The sequence below is a fragment of the Mycobacterium colombiense genome, assembly GCF_001953985.1.
GTDB classification, from domain to species: Bacteria; Actinomycetota; Actinomycetes; order Mycobacteriales; family Mycobacteriaceae; genus Mycobacterium; species Mycobacterium colombiense_B.
The window spans coordinates 58,826-75,483 of record NZ_MBEI01000056.1 but is presented as its reverse complement, the minus strand read 5'-3'; the positions used below and the strand labels follow the sequence as shown (position 1 = coordinate 75,483).

At 68.1% G+C, this 16,658-nt stretch carries 17 protein-coding genes and 1 pseudogene; 7 read left to right on the top strand and 11 right to left on the bottom strand.

The features are described from left to right. Nucleotides 1–235: 235 nt before the first annotated feature. Nucleotides 236–1,093, bottom strand: coding sequence for an aminodeoxychorismate lyase (locus A5732_RS15945; protein ID WP_142256631.1), 858 nt, complete (start codon nt 1,091–1,093; stop codon nt 236–238). A gap of 131 nt (nt 1,094–1,224) precedes the next feature. On the opposite strand from A5732_RS15945, the gene ygfZ reads away from it, so the two are divergent. Together ygfZ and A5732_RS15935 are read left to right on the top strand one after the other, a co-directional pair. Beyond that, a complete protein-coding gene (ygfZ, locus tag A5732_RS15940; protein ID WP_076102730.1) occupies nt 1,225–2,319 on the top strand; it encodes a CAF17-like 4Fe-4S cluster assembly/insertion protein YgfZ in 1,095 nt (364 codons plus the stop codon). Nucleotides 2,320–2,465: 146 nt separating this feature from the next. After that, on the top strand, nt 2,466–2,651 hold the full coding sequence (locus A5732_RS15935; protein WP_076102729.1) for a DUF3073 domain-containing protein: 186 nt from the start codon (nt 2,466–2,468) through the stop codon (nt 2,649–2,651). A 66-nt stretch (nt 2,652–2,717) separates the two neighbouring features. On the opposite strand, the gene purM is transcribed toward A5732_RS15935, so the two are convergent. From purM to A5732_RS15905, 6 genes are all read right to left on the bottom strand, one after another. Beyond that, complete coding sequence (gene purM / locus A5732_RS15930; protein ID WP_064951302.1) at nt 2,718–3,812, bottom strand: phosphoribosylformylglycinamidine cyclo-ligase; 1,095 nt, start codon at nt 3,810–3,812, stop codon at nt 2,718–2,720. Between the two features lie 71 nt (nt 3,813–3,883). Continuing rightward, complete coding sequence (gene purF / locus A5732_RS15925; RefSeq protein ID WP_064951303.1) at nt 3,884–5,410, bottom strand: amidophosphoribosyltransferase; 1,527 nt, start codon at nt 5,408–5,410, stop codon at nt 3,884–3,886. 137 nt (nt 5,411–5,547) lie between these two features. After that, the gene (locus A5732_RS15920) at nt 5,548–5,937 is read right to left on the bottom strand and encodes a sterol carrier family protein (RefSeq protein ID WP_076102728.1); all 390 of its coding nucleotides are present in this window, start codon (nt 5,935–5,937) and stop codon (nt 5,548–5,550) included. 25 nt (nt 5,938–5,962) lie between these two features. After that, a complete protein-coding gene (locus tag A5732_RS15915; RefSeq protein WP_076102727.1) occupies nt 5,963–6,592 on the bottom strand; it encodes an Rv0804 family intramembrane glutamic endopeptidase in 630 nt (209 codons plus the stop codon). Between the two features lie 19 nt (nt 6,593–6,611). Next, entirely contained in the window at nt 6,612–8,909 is a 2,298-nt protein-coding gene (gene purL / locus A5732_RS15910) for a phosphoribosylformylglycinamidine synthase subunit PurL (protein WP_076102726.1), read from the bottom strand. Between the two features lie 56 nt (nt 8,910–8,965). Continuing rightward, complete coding sequence (locus A5732_RS15905; RefSeq protein WP_076102725.1) at nt 8,966–9,754, bottom strand: helix-turn-helix domain-containing protein; 789 nt, start codon at nt 9,752–9,754, stop codon at nt 8,966–8,968. Between the two features lie 124 nt (nt 9,755–9,878). On the opposite strand from A5732_RS15905, the gene A5732_RS15900 reads away from it, so the two are divergent. After that, nucleotides 9,879–10,274 (top strand): nuclear transport factor 2 family protein, encoded by a 396-nt coding sequence (locus A5732_RS15900; protein WP_076102724.1) that lies wholly within the window; start codon nt 9,879–9,881, stop codon nt 10,272–10,274. Between the two features lie 7 nt (nt 10,275–10,281). Here the strand turns inward: A5732_RS15900 and A5732_RS15895 are convergent, their stop codons facing one another. From A5732_RS15895 to A5732_RS15885, 3 genes are all read right to left on the bottom strand, one after another. Next, a complete protein-coding gene (locus A5732_RS15895) occupies nt 10,282–10,629 on the bottom strand; it encodes a VOC family protein (RefSeq protein WP_076054910.1) in 348 nt (115 codons plus the stop codon). A gap of 126 nt (nt 10,630–10,755) precedes the next feature. Continuing rightward, entirely contained in the window at nt 10,756–12,285 is a 1,530-nt protein-coding gene (locus tag A5732_RS15890) for a multicopper oxidase family protein (protein WP_076054912.1), read from the bottom strand. Continuing rightward, on the bottom strand, nt 12,282–12,704 hold the full coding sequence (locus A5732_RS15885; protein WP_076054914.1) for a hypothetical protein: 423 nt from the start codon (nt 12,702–12,704) through the stop codon (nt 12,282–12,284). Before A5732_RS15885 ends, A5732_RS15890 begins: the two co-directional genes overlap by 4 nt. A 211-nt stretch (nt 12,705–12,915) precedes the next feature. On the opposite strand from A5732_RS15885, the pseudogene A5732_RS27630 reads away from it, so the two are divergent. Together A5732_RS27630 and A5732_RS15880 are read left to right on the top strand one after the other, a co-directional pair. Continuing rightward, nucleotides 12,916–13,062, top strand: a pseudogene (locus A5732_RS27630) (deazaflavin-dependent nitroreductase); the annotation flags it as partial. A 46-nt stretch (nt 13,063–13,108) separates the two neighbouring features. Continuing rightward, entirely contained in the window at nt 13,109–13,465 is a 357-nt protein-coding gene (locus A5732_RS15880; protein WP_076054916.1) for a DoxX family protein, read from the top strand. 11 nt (nt 13,466–13,476) lie between these two features. Here the strand turns inward: A5732_RS15880 and A5732_RS15875 are convergent, their stop codons facing one another. Further along, nucleotides 13,477–14,739: a M18 family aminopeptidase gene (locus tag A5732_RS15875; RefSeq protein ID WP_076055023.1), complete on the bottom strand. Its 1,263-nt coding sequence runs from the start codon at nt 14,737–14,739 to the stop codon at nt 13,477–13,479. 10 nt (nt 14,740–14,749) lie between these two features. Here A5732_RS15875 and A5732_RS15870 point away from each other — a divergent pair, with 10 nt between their 5' ends. Further along, entirely contained in the window at nt 14,750–15,802 is a 1,053-nt protein-coding gene (locus A5732_RS15870) for a Dyp-type peroxidase (protein WP_170880101.1), read from the top strand. After that, entirely contained in the window at nt 15,799–16,596 is a 798-nt protein-coding gene (locus tag A5732_RS15865; protein ID WP_065052649.1) for a family 1 encapsulin nanocompartment shell protein, read from the top strand. Before A5732_RS15870 ends, A5732_RS15865 begins: the two co-directional genes overlap by 4 nt. Nucleotides 16,597–16,658 lie beyond the last annotated feature (62 nt).

Below are 16,658 nucleotides of genomic sequence, written 5' to 3'. Positions count from 1 at the left end.
GATATGGAGCGGCCCCCGAGCCGTATTCCTGGTTGGACAAAAACCGGAAGCTCGGGGGCCGGGTGACTGCGGGGAATTCGCTAGCGCACTTGTGACGCCAGCTCTTCCGAGCAGGTGCTGCTAGCGCGCAGCCACCTCACATGTCCATGAAGCTATCAATTTCGCGGACCACCTCCTTCCTTGTGTACGACCGACCGTACCGGCGAATCGGCCAGCCGACAACAGAATTCAGCGCTCAGCGATCGCTGACGATGGCGGCGTCGATCAGTTCGGCGAAGTCCGCGGCCATCGGTGACGGCTGCAGCCGGCGGCCATCGAGGGTGTGCACGCGGGCGGCCAAGGTCATGCTGGAGATCAACCAAACCCCTTGGGCGGCATGCAGATCCGCGAGGCGCAGCGCCCGGTAGTCGCAGTCATAGCCCTTGTCCCTGGCCACCTCGAACAGGGCCTGCTGGGTGGTGCCGCGCAGGATCGGATACCACGGCGGCGGTGTCAGCAGGCACGGCGTCTCGGCGGCGGTGGCGATCACCACCGTCGAGCGCGGGCCTTCCAGGATGTAGCCGTCGGTGCTGACGAAGATCACGTCACCGGCGTCCTGACGGGCGGCATGGCGCAGGGCCGCCATGTTGACCGCGTAGGACAGGGTCTTGGCGCCGGCCAGCAGCCACGGCATCGCGTCGACACCGGTGGCGGGCAGCCCGCGATCGAGCGTGATCGCCGCCAGCCCGCTCCGCCGGACCGCCGTCACCCGTTCGGGAACGGGGTTGACCATGACGAAGGCCGTCGGCACCGAACCGCCCTCGCGCCCGCGGCTGTAGATCAATTTCATCGCGCCCTCGTCGGCGCTGCCCGCGCACCACTGCCGGGTGGCTACCTCGATCGCACTCCGCCACCGCGGCCGATCCGGCTTGGGCAGATCGGTCAGCGCGGCCGACTGGGTCAGCCGCTGCAGATGCGACTCGATCAGGCAGGCCCTGCCGTCGCGGACCAACAACGTCTCGAAGACACCGTCGCCGCGGACCACAGCCAGGTCGTCGGCGTGCAGCAGGGGCGCGTCGGGCGAATGGATTTCGCCGTCCAGCGTGACGATCACACCCGTTGGGCCGGCCATGGTGGAGAAGCCTAGCCAATGAGCCGCGAACGTGAAGCGAGCCGCACACTCGGCAGCCAGTGTGAAGCCAGCTTCACACTCGTGGGGCGCCGGCCGGTCCGTAGAGTTGACTCGTGACCCGCGCTGTTCCCGCACCCGAGACCGGACCCGACGCCGGCGCCGTCTGGCACTACGGCGACCCGCTCGGCGAGCAACGTGCGGCCGACACCGAGGCGATACTGGTCGATCGCTCGCATCGCGGCGTGCTCACCCTGACCGGAAACGACCGGCAGACCTGGTTGCACAGCATTTCGACGCAGTTCGTCAGCGACCTGCCCGACGGCGCCAGCACGCAGAACCTCAGCCTCGACGGCCAGGGCCGCGTCGAGGATCACTGGATCCAGACCGAGCTGGCCGGCACCACCTACCTCGACACCGAGCCGTGGCGGGCCGAGCCGCTGCTGCAATACCTGCGCAAGATGGTGTTCTGGTCGGAGGTCACCCCGGCTGGCGCCGACCTGGCCGTGCTGTCGCTGCTCGGTCCGAAGCTGGCTGACCGGGCGGTTCTCGACGCGCTCGGGGTGGACGCGCTGCCCGCCGAGCTGACCGCGGTTGCCGTCGGCGACGGCTTCGTGCGGCGGATGCCGGGCACGCCGGGCGGCCAGATCGAGCTGGACCTGCTGGTTCCGCGCGCCGCGGCCGGCGACTGGCGAAATCGCCTCACGCAGGCCGGGGTGCGGCCCAGCGGGGTGTGGGCCTACGAAGCCCACCGGGTCGCGGCGGCGCGGCCCCGCCTCGGCGTCGACACCGACGAGCGCACGATTCCGCACGAGGTGGGATGGATCGGTGGTCCCGATGTCGGGGCCGTCCACCTGGACAAGGGCTGTTATCGCGGGCAGGAGACCGTCGCGCGGGTGCACAACCTGGGCAGGCCGCCCCGGATGCTGGTGCTGCTGCACCTCGACGGGTCGGTGGACCGGCCGTCGACCGCGGATCCGGTGCTGGCCGGCGGCCGCACGGTCGGCCGCCTCGGCACCGTCGTCGACCACGTGGATCTCGGCCCCATCGCGCTGGCGCTGCTGAAGCGCGGGCTGCCCGCCGACACGGAATTGGCGACCGGAGCGGAGGCCTCGGTGGCCGCGGTGATCGATGCCGATTCCCTGCCCGCAACCGAACAGATCGGCGCCGGACGGTTAGCTGTTGAACGGTTGCGGGGCGGTGCGGGATAATGAACGGTAACGTCCGCCACAGCAAGCAGGGGGCGCCAACGCCCGGTGGCGGGGCACGGTAAACTGTTGGCAGGACAATACGACACCAGGAGATCGGAGCCGCCTACTCGTTAGGCCGCTCCGTTATTGCGCGAGGGGGTTCCCCCATGGGCCGCGGCCGGGCTAAGGCAAAGCAGACCAAGGTTGCTCGAGAACTCAAATACAGTTCTCCGCAGACCGACTTCCAGCGGCTTCAGCAAGAGCTGTCCGGAACGGCTTCGGACGAGTCCAACGAACTGGACAGCGACGGATCCGACGAATCCTGGGACGACCAGGACAGCTGGCGGCGGTAGAGCCAACACCCCGGCGCCGATGCGTAGCGCACCGGCGCCGCGTTAGTTGTATCGGGTCCGAGCTCCCTAGAATCTCGGGTGCTGACCCACCATCTTGGCCCGCGGGCCCTCTTTCCCGCCTTTGCCGACGGTGCCCAGCACCCAGCAATCCAAATGCCGGGCCGTCAGGATGGCCAGAGCGCGGTCGGTGTCTTCGGGAGCCACGATGGCGATCATGCCGACGCCCATGTTGAACGTCTTCTCCATCTCCTCGCGCGTTACCCGGCCGCGCTGGGCGATCATGGCGAACACCGGCGCGGGCGTCCAGGTGCCCCGGTCCATCTCGGCGACCAGCCCGTGCGGGATGACGCGTTGCAGATTGCCGGCCAGCCCGCCGCCGGTGACGTGGCAGAAGGTGCGGACGTGGGTTTCGGCCGTGAGCGCCAGGCAGTCCTTGGCGTAGATGCGGGTGGGTTCGAGCAGCTCTTCGCCCAGGGTGCGGCCGAACTCCTCCACATAGCCCTCGAGGTTCATCCGGTCGATCTCGAGCAGCACGGCGCGGGCCAGCGAATATCCGTTGGAGTGCAGGCCGGACGAGCCCATCGCGATGATGACGTCGCCGGGTTTGACCCGGTCGGGCCCCAGCACGTCGTCGGCCTCGACGACACCGATGCCGGTAGCCGAGATGTCGTAGTGGTCCGGTTCCATCAGACCGGGGTGTTCGGCCGTCTCGCCGCCCAGCAGCGCGCATCCGGCCCGCACACATCCCTCGGCGATGCCACTGACGATGGCGCTCAACCGTTCCGGCACCGTGCGGCCGACCGCGATGTAGTCCTGCAGGAACAGCGGTTCGGCGCCGCACACCACCAGGTCGTCGACCACCATCGCGACCAGGTCCAGCCCGACGGTGTCGTGCTTGTCCATCGCCTGGGCGACCGCCAGCTTGGTGCCGACGCCATCGGTGGACGCCGCGAGCAGCGGCTCGCGGTAGTCGCCGCGTAGCGCGAACAGGCCGGCGAATCCGCCCAGGCCGCCCCGAACCTCGGGTCGTGTGGCTTTCGTGGCCAGCGGCTTGAACAATTCGACGGCGCGATCGCCGGCTTCAATGTCCACCCCGGCCGACGCGTAGGTGATGCCCTGACTGCCGTGGTGGCGTCCGGGGCTCTTTCCGGGATCCGTCATCGCGATAAAGGCTACCGGGCGGCGCTGACGGCCGGTATCAAACGTCGGCGAAGGTGTGCAACTGAGTTCCCTCAGTGCACGACGGGCACTTCGTCGGCCGCGAGATCGTCGAGGCCGGCGCCGCGCGCGGCGTTGGCGAGCATGTGCTCGATGACGTTCTTGCCCAACGCGGTTTCCCCGGGCAGTTCGATCGGATACTGGCCGTCGAAGCACGCGGTGCACAGCCGGGAGGCCGGCTGTTCGGACGCCGCGACCAGGCCGCGCAGCGAGATGTAGCCCAACGAGTCGGCGCCGATGGCGTGCCGCACCGCCTCCAGCATCTCCTTCTTGTCTTCGACCGCGTTGGCGATCAGTTCGGCCGGCGACGGGAAGTCGATGCCGTAGAAGCAGGGCCATTTGACCGGGGGCGAGGCGATCCGGACGTGCACTTCGACGGCGCCGGCCTCGCGCAGCATCCGCAGCAGGGCGCGCTGGGTGTTGCCGCGCACGATCGAGTCGTCGACGACGATGAGTCGCTTGCCGCGGATCACCTCGCGAAGCGGGTTGAGCTTCAGCCGAATACCGAGTTGGCGGATGGTCTGCGACGGCTGGATGAACGTGCGCCCCACGTAGGCGTTCTTCATCAGACCCTGGCCGTAGGGAATGCCCGACTCCTGCGCGTATCCGACCGCGGCGGGCGTGCCCGACTCGGGCACGCCGATCACCAGGTCGGCGTCGACGGGACGCTCTCGGGCCAGCCGGCGACCGATCTCCACCCGCGTCGCGTGGACGGACCGGCCGGCGATCGTGCTGTCCGGTCGGGCCAGGTAGACGTACTCGAAGACGCAGCCCTTGGGGGTGGGGTTGGCGAAGCGCGTGGACCGGACGCCGTCGGCGTCGATGGCCAGCAGTTCGCCCGGTTCGATGTCACGCACGAACGACGCGCCGACGATGTCGAGCGCCGCCGTTTCGGAGGCCACCACCCAGCCGCGATCCAGCCGTCCGAGCGAAAGTGGCCGCACCCCATGCGGATCGCGGCACGCGTACAGGGTGTTCTCGTCCATGAAGGTCAGGCAGAACGCGCCGCGCACGGTCGGCAGCAGGTCGAGCGCCGCCTGCTCCAGGGTGGCGTCCGCCGCGCCGTGGGCCAGCAGCGCGCCCAGGATGTCCGAGTCCGTGGTCGCCGGCGCCGGGGCGCGCTTGGCGATCAGCCCCTCGTCGCGGGCGCGGGCGGCGAGCTCGGCGGTGTTGACCAGGTTCCCGTTGTGTCCCAACGCAACCCCGGTGCCTGCCGCGGTGTTGCGGAACACCGGCTGCGCGTTTTCCCAGGTCGTGTCGCCGGTCGTCGAGTAGCGACAGTGGCCGATGGCGACGTGGCCTTGCATGGCGCCCAGCGTCTGCTCGTCGAACACCTGGCTGACCAGGCCGAGGTCTTTGAAGACCAGCACCTGGGATCCATCGGCGACGGCGATGCCGGCGGCTTCCTGGCCGCGATGCTGCAGCGCGTACAAGCCGTAATAGGTGAGTTTGGCGACGTCCTCGCCCGGGGCCCAAACCCCGAATACACCGCATTCTTCGCGGGGTGCGCTGAAATCCTCTTCGGGCTCTTGGACGGTCACGATTAGGCAGCTCCCCGGGGAACGGTTGGTGACGTAACGGAGTCTACGGGCACCGGAGCTGCGCCGACGAATCCCCCGGGCGTGTTGAGCGACTAATTGCCGGTGCGAATGCCTAAACCTGCAGTTCAGGGTTATGTTCAGCCCACATCGAACAGGGGCAGGCAGTGTCCAATCTCACCGGCGCGCGAGCCGGAAAGCCGCAGCGCACCGGTGCTCTGCGCCTCGGCGAACGACGACTTTCCGGTGGCCAGCAGCAGCCAGGTCCGCGGGTCGGTTTCCACCACATTGGGCGGCGTGCCCCGGGTGTGGGTGGGCCCGGCGATGCACTGCACGGCGACGAACGGCGGGATGCGCAGCTCGACGCTTCGCCCGGGCGCCACGGCGGCCAGGGTGCGGGCGGTCAGCCGCACGGCCGTCGCCAATTCCTGCCGGTCGGGCGCCGGACGGGATTCGTCACGCAGCCAGTCCGCGACGGCCAACACGGCCTGCCGGGTCTGCGCCGGATCGGCTTTGTCGCGCGTGGCCATACCCCAGGGTCTCAAAATCCAGGAGTCAGCGGTTCGACGCCCGCACGGCCAGCACGGCGATCGCCCCGGCTTCGTTGATGGCCAGGTGCGCGAGCATCGGTGCGGCCAGGCTGCCCGACCGGTCGGCCAGCCAACCGAAGAGCCAGCCCGCGATCCCGGTGACCAGCACGGTGGCGGCCACCGGTTCACCCGTCGCGCGCGCATCGGCGATGTGCGACAGGCCAAAAGCGCTGGCCTGCAACAACCGTCCGCCGCGTGGCCCGAAAGCGGCGGACCCGGCGGCGGCCAGCGCCCCCCGAAAGGCGGACTCCTCCGACCACACGGTGGCCACCGGTATCCGCAGCAGCAGCCAGTCCGGCGCGGTCGCCGGCGGCTCGCGGCCGGCCATCGATCGGCGCACCGGCGGCAGCGCGCTGGTCGCCGCGACCGCGCAAGCAGTCGGCAACGCGGCCAGTGACCCCAGCCGCAGGCCGACCCATAGCCGGGGCGGAGCCAGGCCTAGGGGCGCGCCCGTCATCGACACCAGCAGGCCGCCCACGCCGGCCTGCAGCACCGCTCGCCACCAGGGCGGCAACCGGGGACTGACGAAGCTCCAGCCGACCAGCGCGGCGGCCAGAGACAATGCGCCGGCCCGACGGAAACGCCTGTCACACATCAGGTTTCGCTGCGGGCGCTCATCCGAAGAGCCGCGGCAGCACCGCCTCGGAGGTCTGGCGCAGTTCGGCCAGCGAGACCGTGAACAGTCCCTGGACCTCCACCGCATCGGACGCCTGGTCGACCACGCCGATGCGCACCGCCGGCAGCCCCCGCGCCTCGCACATCGAACGGAACCGGCTCTCCTCGGTGCGCGGCACCGCCACCAACACGCGGCCGGCCGACTCGGAGAACAACGTCACAAACGGGTCGGCATCCTCGGGAAGCACGATGCGACAACCGGTTTCGCCAGCCAGGGCGGCTTCGACGATGGCCTGCGCGAGGCCGCCTTCGGACAGGTCGTGCGCCGCCGACACCAGGCCGTCGCGCGACGCCGAACGCAGCACCTCGCCCAGCAGCTTCTCGCGGGCCAGGTCGACCTTGGGCGGCAGCCCGCCGAGGTGGTCGGCGGTCACCTGCGCCCAGATCGAACCGTCAAACTCGTCGCGCGTATCCCCAAGCAGCATCAGGGTTTCCCCGGGCTCGGTGCCCAGACCGGTGGGGATGCGCCGGCCGACGTCGTCGATGACGCCGAGCACCCCGACCACCGGGGTGGGCAGGATCGCCGTCGACCCGGTCTGGTTGTAGAAGCTGACGTTGCCGCCCGTGACCGGAATGCCCAGGGCCACACAGCCGTCGGCCAGGCCACGTACCGCCTGCGAGAACTGCCACATCACCCCGGGGTCTTCGGGCGAACCGAAATTCAGGCAGTTGGTCACCGCGACCGGGGCCGCCCCGGTGACGGCGACGTTGCGGTAGGCCTCGGCGAGGGCGAGCTGGGCGCCGGCGTAGGGATCCAGCTTCGTGTACCGGCCGGACGCGTCGGTCGATAAGGCGATGCCGCGGCCGGTCGATTCGTCGACGCGCAGCACGCCGCCGTCGGCGTGCTCGGCCAGCACGGTATTGCCGCGCACGTACCGGTCGTACTGCTCGGTGATGAATGCGCGGCTGCACAGGTGCGGACTGCCCAGCAGTGCAAGCAAAGTGGCGCGCAGTTCGTCACCCGTGGCCGGCCGTGGCAGCCGCGTCGAGCTGTCGGCGTTCAGCGCGTCCTGCGTGTCGGGGCGGGCGACCGGGCGCTGGTAGACCGGGCCTTCGTGGGCGACCGTGCGCGGCGGCACGTCGACGACCGTCTGGCCCTGCCAGGTGATCCGCAACCGGTCGCCGTCGGTGACCTCGCCGATCACCGTGGCCAGCACGTCCCACTTGCGGCAGACCGCCATGAAGGCGTCGACGTTTTCCGGGGTGACGACGGCGCACATCCGCTCCTGTGACTCGCTGCACAGGATCTCCGCGGGCGTCATCTGGTTGGTCCGCAACGGCACGGTCTCGAGCTGGATTGCCATCCCGCCGTCGCCTGCTGACGCCAATTCCGAAGTGGCGCATGATAATCCGGCACCACCCAGGTCCTGGATGCCGACCACCAGGTGACCGGCGTACAGCTCGAGGCAGCACTCGATGAGCACTTTCTCCATGAACGGGTCGCCGACCTGGACCGAGGGTAGCTTCTTGCGGGAACCCTCGCTGTCGAAGGTGTCCGACGCCAGCACCGACACCCCGCCGATGCCGTCGAGACCGGTGCGGGCACCGAACAGGATGATCTTGTTGCCGGTGCCGGAGGCGAAGGCCAGATGCAGGTCCTCCTGGCGCAGCACGCCGACGCACATGGCGTTCACCAACGGGTTGCCGGCGTAGCACGCATCGAAGACGGTCTCGCCGCCGATGTTGGGCAGGCCCAACGAGTTGCCGTAGCCGCCGATGCCGCGGACCACGCCGTCGACCACGCGACGGGTGTCCGGCGCGTCCGCGGCGCCGAACCGAAGCTGGTCCATCACCGCGACGGGTCGCGCGCCCATCGCCATGATGTCGCGCACAATCCCGCCGACTCCGGTGGCCGCGCCCTGATAGGGCTCGACATAGGAGGGGTGGTTGTGCGACTCGACTTTGAAGGTGACCGCCCAGCCGTCGCCGATGTCGACGACGCCGGCGTTCTCGCCGATGCCGGCCAGCATGCCGGCGCGCATCTCGTCGGTGGTGGTCTCGCCGAAGTAGCGCAGGTGCACCTTGGAGGACTTGTAGGAGCAGTGCTCGCTCCACATCACCGAGTACATAGCCAGCTCGGTGTCGGTGGGGCGGCGGCCGAGGATCTCGCGGATGCGCTGGTATTCGTCGTCTTTGAGGCCCAGCTCGGCGAAGGGCTGCGGTTCGTCGGGAGTGGTGGCGGCGTGCTCGACCGTGTCGATGGCCTGGGTGCGCGCACTCGTCCCGGAGACAGTCACGCCAGACAGTCTAGGGCTGGGCGGCGTGCAGGCGCTTTCGCCGCCCCAGGCGGGACCTATCCGCCGCGAAGCAGGTCCGCGCTTTCGGCGTCGGCGGGGTAGAACAACTCGACGGCCAGTTCGGCGAGGGTGACATCGAGCGGCGTCCCGAACGTCGTCAGCGTCGTGAACATCGACAACCGTCGTCCCTCACCGGCGTCGAGAACGAACGGAATCAGCAGCGACGAGCTATCCGCGGGCGCGCGCCGGGCTTCGGCCGCGGCCGCGACCCCTGGGTAATCGCGTACCTCCTCGTCGAGTGCCGCTAATCCCGGGTCGCCGGTGAGCGCGATGGTGCGGCGCAACTGGTGCAGCAGGTAGCCGGCCCAGTCCGGGAAATTCAGGGTTCGCCCCGCCAGGCCGTCGGGGTGCAAGCACAACCGGTAGACGTTGGCCGGCGGGCCCAGCAGCTCCTCGGGTAGGCCGGCGGTCAGCGCGGAGGCCGCCGCGTTGGTCCCCACGATGTTCCAGCACCGGTCGATGACGATGCCCGGGTAGGGATGGTGCGCGTCGAGCAGGCGCTGCACCGCGTCCCGAGCCGGGGAGAGTGCGGCATCCTCCAAAGGGCGCGATTGGTAGCGCGGCGCGAAACCGGCGGCGAGCAGCAGCGTGTTACGTTCCCGCAGCGGTATGTCGAGGCCGTCGGCCAGGGTGAGCACCATTTCCGGACTGGGGCGCGAGCGTCCCGTCTCGATGAAGCTCAGATGTCGTGCCGACACACCGACACTCAGCGACAGATCGAGCTGACTCACCCGTCGCCGCGTCCGCCATTCGCGCAACAACTCACCAACCGCCGCATGGCTCACCAGGCAACGGTAACCACGCCGGCGCGTCGGCGACGATGACCTCGGAGGTAATTGCGGGGCCGCACAGCGCGGCGACACGCTTGCGGTACGCGCTCGATCGGAGCGCCCGATCCAAGGAGGAACCATGACGGACGTCCAATCAGGCCCGAAGTTCAGCGCCGAGGTTTTCGCGGCATACTGGGCCGCACCCACCATGTCGCGCGGCTTCGACATCCTTCACGAGGACATCGTCGGCTACTGGCCCGGCGATCCGGAGCCGGTCCAGGGGATCAAGGCATACACGGCGAAAATCGCCGAATTGCTCGAGGCCGCACCGGATTTGCGGCTCGAGGTGGTCGACAGCGCGACCGTCCCCGCCGCCGCCGAAGGTGAGGAACTGGTGTTCTTGCACTACGTCGGCCACGGCACCGGCCCGGACGGACCGTTCCACATCCGCGGCATCGACCGGGTCCGCACCCGCAACGGGATCGTGGTGGAGAACGTCATCCGCTACGAGCCCGCTTTCGTGGGTCAGCGCTGAGCTACGGCTACTGACGCACGACGCAGAAGACGTTGCCCTCGGGGTCGGCCAGCACCACCCAGCGGAAGGTATCGCCGAACTGGTGCCGGCCGACCTCGGTCGCTCCGGCCGCCGTCAGCCGCGACACCTCGGCGTCGACGTCGGACGCACCCAGATCGAGGTGCACGCGGTTCTTTCCGGGCGTCGGATCGGGCACCTTCTGGAATCCGAGCCGCAGCCCCTCGCCGAAGGTCACCGCGGTGAACTCGTCGGCGAGCACCTCGTGCGTCGTCCCGCCGAACTGTTCGGCCCACCAGCCGGCCAGCCTCGCCGGGTTGTCGCAGTCGAAGGTCAGCATCTCCACGTTGAGCGCCATACCGGCAGACCTTAGGCGTGATGGGGTCCGGGCGGAAGGATCGCTCCATCGCCGCCTGTGGGAGCCCGATATCGGCGGCGGGACACCCGTCCGAATCGGGGCGAGCCGGTGCCCTCGTCCGGGCGGCTAATCCACCGTCACGAAGTCGGCCATCATCGCCATGTCTTCGTGCTCGAGATTGTGGCAATGCAGAAGGTAGGAACCGGTGTAGTCGGTGAATCGGATGAGGACTTCGACCGCCTCGGCCGGCCGGACATCGACGGTGTCCTTGCAGCCCATGTCGAACCGTCCCGGTGCGCGATTGTTGCGCGAGATCACTTGGAACGGGTTCAGGTGCACGTGGACGGGATGGTGGAATTCGGTGATGAATCGCCAGATTTCTGCGGTACCGAGCTTGGGACACGCCAGCGCCCGGCCCGGTTGATACGACAGGTCGTTGATCGTCCACGCGCCCCCTCTCCCGAGGCGGAAGAGGAACGTGCGGGTGGCCACGGCATCGTGTCGGTTGAGACCCGCTGCGCTACTGCTGAGCCGTTCGGGGATGGCCGACTCATCGGAACGGTCGGCGCCGACGACGTCGAATCGCATGACCTCACCGGCGTTTTCGGTACCCAGCAGGTTGACCAGGCGCACCCTTGTCCCGCGCCGGTAACGGCTGAAATCGACCACAACATCAAAGCGTTCGGCCGGAGCGATGTCGATGAAATCGTGGGCGAGCGGTCGCGCAAGCAATCCGCCATCACTGCCGATCTGCACCAGCGCCGACCCGCCGGGCGGCTGCGGGTCTAACTGGAGTCGGTAGCGACGGGCGTTGGATGCGTTCAGTAGCCGCAGGCGATAGCGAGCAGGGTCGGTCTGCAGCACCGGCCACGGCGCGCCGTTGACGAGGATGACGTCACCGAGGACGCCATTCATGTAGTCGCCGGTTACGCCGCCGCCGTCCGCGGCGGGATACCGAAAGGAGCCATCGGCGGCGAAGGCACGATCGGTGATCATCAACGGAATATCGCGCCCCGCCCGAGGCAGCGGCAAGGCGTCTTCCTCATCGTCGTGGATCACATGAAAACCCGCCAGGCCGTGCCACACAGCGGCGCCCGTATACCCCATGCGGTGATCGTGGTACCACAACGTAGCGGCCCGCTGTTTCATCGGATAGACGTACTCACGCTGTCCGACAACGCTATTGCGCGTCATGCCATCCGCCCTGGATTGATCGCCTTGGGGCAGGATGAAGTCGATTGGGTATCCATCGTGGTCTTGCGGCGTATGCCCGCCATGCAGATGCACCACGACCGGCACCGGCAGAGCGTTGCGGTGCCGCACCACGGCCCGCCGGCCGGACCGCGAAACAATGGTGGGGCCAGGGAAAGTCGTGTTGTACGTCCATGCGGCAGTAGTCAACTCGGGCAGTATGCGCAAGTGCGAGATCTGCTGGGTGATCTCGTAGTAGTCGGTGCCGGCATCGCTGCTGACCGGTGCCAATTGTTCCGGGATCGGCAACGGGACTTGATAGCGGTCGGGCAGTTTCGTCTGACTGCGCACGAGCCGCCCCGACTCGGTCGATCCCAGCAGTGCGCCCGCCAGCGGCCAGCCGGCACCGACAAAACCTATTCCAGCCGCGGCAGCGCCCACCCGCAGCGCGCTACGCCGGTTCACCGAATCACATCCCGCTGTGCGGAACGAGAGCGTGCGGCCAGCGGCAATCGCCACACCGATGCGGTCAGCTGAAAGATCCCCACGATCAACAGCACCCCGAGCGGAACGTGTAACGCTGTCAGCCGCAATTCCCCCGAGGCGAATTCGGCGATGAAGAGGATGGTCACCAGCGTCGCGACCGCGATCGGCCAGCGCGGCCCGCCCGTCCTGCTCACGATCACCAGCACCACCACCTGAACGACGGAAAGTACCGTGGTGACTTTCGCGCCCGCGGAGTGCAGCCCCAGTGCGTCGTACTGCCCACCCAGGAAACTGCCGGCGAATGCGGCTTGAGCCACCGCCAGGACTGCCAACGTTGCACTGGTGGCACGGGCGGTCACCCGCGGCCAGCGCGGGCCGTACCAGCTCTCCGCTGTCATCGATCCTCCTCGTAGTCGGCGTCGGGACTCCGTACTCAAGAAATGACGACGAGGCGGGACGGCGAAAAGTTACGCGCACGTGTAACTTTCCGCCCCGCCGATCCGTCCTTGGATACGAGTTGCCGGTGGCAGTCGGCTACTCCGCCGAACTGGATCAGCCGATTGCGGGCCACCGCAACGGAATACGCAATAGGAGAAGCGATGAACCCTGCTACTGCGGCGATACCCGATCGAAGTTCCGATCGGTGTCGGCTTTCCGCAGCGCTTTGGCCTGGTGCGCCAGGGCAGCCCCGACGAGGTCGAGCCGCTGGCCGGCCGGATCGCGGTGTTCCGATTGGATCCGATCCCGACGGGCTGACACAGACGACTCTGCTCTCATTCGACCAACCACGGAAGACCCCAACATGCGCACCGCATACCTCATCGTGACGGCAATTGCCATAGCCTTTGACGGCTTCTCGGGTGTGAGCGCATTGCTCCACTTCGCGCCCATCATGGGACCCATGCGCCGGGCCGGGGTGCCGCTGTCCTGGCTGAGGTTCCCCATCGGCACACTGAAAACCCTAGGCGCCCTTGGGCTTATCGTCGGCCTGTGGGTTCCGGCGATCGGCGTCGCCGCGGCAGCCGGGCTGACTATCTTCTTCATCTGTGCGATGTACACCCACGTACTCGCCAAGGATATTTCCGGTCAGTTCGCGTTCGCCGGGTTCCTGCTCGTCCTCAACGCTGCAACCTTCGCGCTCACCCTGGCTTTCGTGTAGCCGTGGGAGCCTCAGAACGACTCCGGCGAAAAGAAGGCTTGCATCGCGGCCGAATACGCGGCCACGTCGTGCGCGCCCATCAACTCGCGCGCCGAGTGCATCGCCAGCTGCGCGGCGCCGACGTCGACGGTCGGGATGCCGGTCCGGGCGGCGGCGAGCGGCCCTATCGTCGACCCGCAGGGCAGGTCTGCGCGGTGCTCGTAGCGCTGCAGGTTGACCCCAGCCTGCCGGCAGGCCAGCGCGAAGGCCGCGGCCGTGCGTCCGTCCGTGGCGTAACGCAGGTTGGGGTGCACCTTCAGCACCGGTCCGGCGTTGACCTCTATCAGGTGGCCGGGCTCGTGCCGATCCGGATAGTTGGGATGGGTGGCGTGCGCCATGTCCGCCGAGGCCAGCAGTGAGTCGGGCAGACGGCGTAGGTAGTCCTCTCGGGTACCGCCGGCCGTGAGCACGATGCGCTCCAGCACCGTGCCCAGCAGGTCGGACTGGGCACCGTGGTCGGAAGACGAACCGACCTCCTCGTGGTCGAAGAGCACCAGCACGGGCACGAACGCGCGAGGCGTGGTCGCCAACATAGCCTCCATGCCCGCATAGCAACTGGCCTGGTTGTCCAGCCGGGGAGCGCTCAGCATGCTGGCGTCGGCGCCGATCACCGTGGAGGGCGTCAGGTCGTGGGTCATCAGGTCGGCGGACAGCACGTCGGTTGCCACCACCCCGGCGCGGTCTGCGACGTAATCGACGAATGGCCGGGCCGTCTCACCGACGCCCCAGACGGCGTTGACGTGTCGCTGTGGGTCAAGTGTCAGCGATTTGCGGTCCTCGGCCAGGTGAATGGCCAGCTGCGGCACCCGCAGGATCGGCTCGTCGATCCGGACCAGCCGGTGCTCGATCGCACCGCCGTCATGCACCGACAACCGCCCGCTGATGCCCAGGTCGCGGTCGAGCCACGAGTTGAGCCACGCGCCGCCGTAGGGCTCCAAGGCGAGCACGCGCCACCCGGCGACCACCCGGTCGGGATGTTGTTTGACCCGCAGGTTCGGGCTGTCGGTGTGGGCGCCGACGATCCGGAAGGGGCCGTCGGCGGCGTTGGAATCCCACGCGACCAGCGAGCCGGCCCGCACCACGAAGTAGCGGCCCGGTTCTTCCGGCCACCGTTGAGTCTCGTTCAGTTCGGTGAACCCGGCGGCGGTCAGCCGCGCGCCGACCGTAGCGCAGGCATGAAATGGCGAGGGAGAAGCGTCGATGAAATCGCAGAGGCCTGCGGCGCTGGCCGACATGTTGATCATCATGGCTGTCCGCGGTCACGGACTTCACGCTAGGGTCCTCAGAGTGCCCCCCGTCCAGCCGCAACCCATCCTCGCGCCGCTGACCCCAGCGGCGATCTTTCTGGTGGTGACCATCGACGACGGCGGAGAGGCGGCGGTGCACGACGCGCTGCCCGATATTCCCGGGCTGGTGCGCGCCATCGGTTTCCGCGAACCGCAGAAACGGTTGTCGGCGATCGCCTCGATCGGCTCCGACGCCTGGGATCGCCTGTTCTCCGGACCGCGGCCCGCCGAACTGCACCGGTTCCCCGAGCTGAACGGACCGCGGCACAGCGCTCCCGCCACGCCCGGGGATCTGTTGTTCCACATCAGGGCCGAGAGTTTGGACGTCTGCTTCGAGCTGGCCGACCGAATCCTCAAATCGATGGCGGGTGCGGTCACCGTGGTCGACGAGGTGCACGGTTTCCGCTACTTCGACAACCGCGACTTGCTCGGATTCGTTGACGGCACCGAGAACCCGGACGGAGCGCTGGCCACCAGCGCCACCGCGATCGGCGACGAGGACCCCGACTTCGCCGGCTCTTGCTATGTGCACGTGCAGAAGTATGTGCACGACATGTCGTCGTGGAATGCGATCCCGGTCACCGAGCAAGAGAACGTGATCGGCCGCACCAAGCTCGACGACATCGAACTCGACGACGACGTCAAGCCGGCCAACGCCCACATCGCCCTCAACGTGATCACCGACGACGACGGCACCGAACTGAAGATCGTGCGGCACAACATGCCGTTCGGTGAACTCGGCAAGAGCGAATACGGCACGTACTTCATCGGCTATTCGCGGACGCCGCAAGTCACAGAACGGATGCTGCGCAACATGTTCCTCGGCGATCCACCCGGCAACACCGACCGCATCCTGGACTTCTCCACGGCCGTCACCGGCGGATTGTTCTTCTCCCCTACCCTCGACTTTCTCGACGATCCACCGCCGCTGCCGGCAGCGGCGGTGGCGGAAACGCCTGTTGCACAGAACGGCTCACTTTCGATCGGCAGCCTGAAAGGAACCACGTCATGAACAACCTCTACCGCGACCTGGCACCGGTCACCGAAGCCGCTTGGGAAGAAATCGAATTGGAGGCGACCCGCACCTTCAAACGCCACATCGCCGGGCGCCGGGTGGTCGACGTCAGCGAGCCCGGCGGGCCGGCCACCGCCGCGGTGAGCACCGGTCGGCTCGCCAACGTGGCGTCCCCCACCGACGGCGTGGAGGCTCACCTGCGGGAAAGCAAACCCCTTGTCCGACTGCGGGTTCCGTTCACCTTGTCGCGTTACGAGATCGACAACGTCGAGCGCGGCGCCAACGACTCCGACTGGGACCCGGTCAAGGAAGCCGCCAAGAAGCTGGCGTTCGTGGAAGACCGGGCCATCTTCGAGGGTTACGCCGCGGCCTCCATCGAGGGCATCCGCTCCGCGAGCTCGAACAAATCGCTGACCCTGCCGGCGGATCCGCGCGAGATCCCCGACGTCATCACCCAGGCGATCTCCGAACTTCGGCTGGCCGGTGTCGACGGCCCCTACTCGGTGCTGCTGTCCGCCGACGTCTACACGCGGGTCAGCGAGACGACCGAACACGGCTATCCGATCCTCGAGCACATCGACCGGCTGGTCCCCGGAGACATCATCTGGGCGCCGGCCATCGACGGCGCCTTCGTGCTGACCACCCGCGGCGGCGACTTCGACCTGCAGCTCGGGCACGACGTGTCGATCGGTTACACCAGCCATGACGCGGACACCGTGCAGCTGTACCTCCAGGAGACGCTGACCTTCCTGTGCTACACCGCGGAGGCGTCCGTCCCGCTCAGCCCGTAGGAATAATTACCGGCGAGCCACTGCTTACCCGGAGAGGCAATGAACTTCTCTCTTGGAGGCAG

What these genes read in the sequence shown, in the direction of transcription:
- A5732_RS15870 (WP_170880101.1), top strand. Translation starts at nt 14,750, where the DNA reads ATGGCTGTCCGCGGTCACGGACTTCACGCTAGGGTCCTCAGAGTGCCC.
- A5732_RS15875 (WP_076055023.1), bottom strand. Translation starts at nt 14,739, where the DNA reads ATGTCGGCCAGCGCCGCAGGCCTCTGCGATTTCATCGACGCTTCTCCC.
- A5732_RS15865 (WP_065052649.1), top strand. Translation starts at nt 15,799, where the DNA reads ATGAACAACCTCTACCGCGACCTGGCACCGGTCACCGAAGCCGCTTGG.
- A5732_RS15920 (WP_076102728.1), bottom strand. Translation starts at nt 5,937, where the DNA reads ATGGCCACGCGCGACAAAGCCGATCCGGCGCAGACCCGGCAGGCCGTG.
- A5732_RS15935 (WP_076102729.1), top strand. Translation starts at nt 2,466, where the DNA reads ATGGGCCGCGGCCGGGCTAAGGCAAAGCAGACCAAGGTTGCTCGAGAA.
- A5732_RS15900 (WP_076102724.1), top strand. Translation starts at nt 9,879, where the DNA reads ATGACGGACGTCCAATCAGGCCCGAAGTTCAGCGCCGAGGTTTTCGCG.
- purM (WP_064951302.1), bottom strand. Translation starts at nt 3,812, where the DNA reads ATGACGGATCCCGGAAAGAGCCCCGGACGCCACCACGGCAGTCAGGGC.
- A5732_RS15895 (WP_076054910.1), bottom strand. Translation starts at nt 10,629, where the DNA reads ATGGCGCTCAACGTGGAGATGCTGACCTTCGACTGCGACAACCCGGCG.
- A5732_RS15915 (WP_076102727.1), bottom strand. Translation starts at nt 6,592, where the DNA reads ATGTGTGACAGGCGTTTCCGTCGGGCCGGCGCATTGTCTCTGGCCGCC.
- A5732_RS15880 (WP_076054916.1), top strand. Translation starts at nt 13,109, where the DNA reads ATGCGCACCGCATACCTCATCGTGACGGCAATTGCCATAGCCTTTGAC.
- A5732_RS15885 (WP_076054914.1), bottom strand. Translation starts at nt 12,704, where the DNA reads ATGACAGCGGAGAGCTGGTACGGCCCGCGCTGGCCGCGGGTGACCGCC.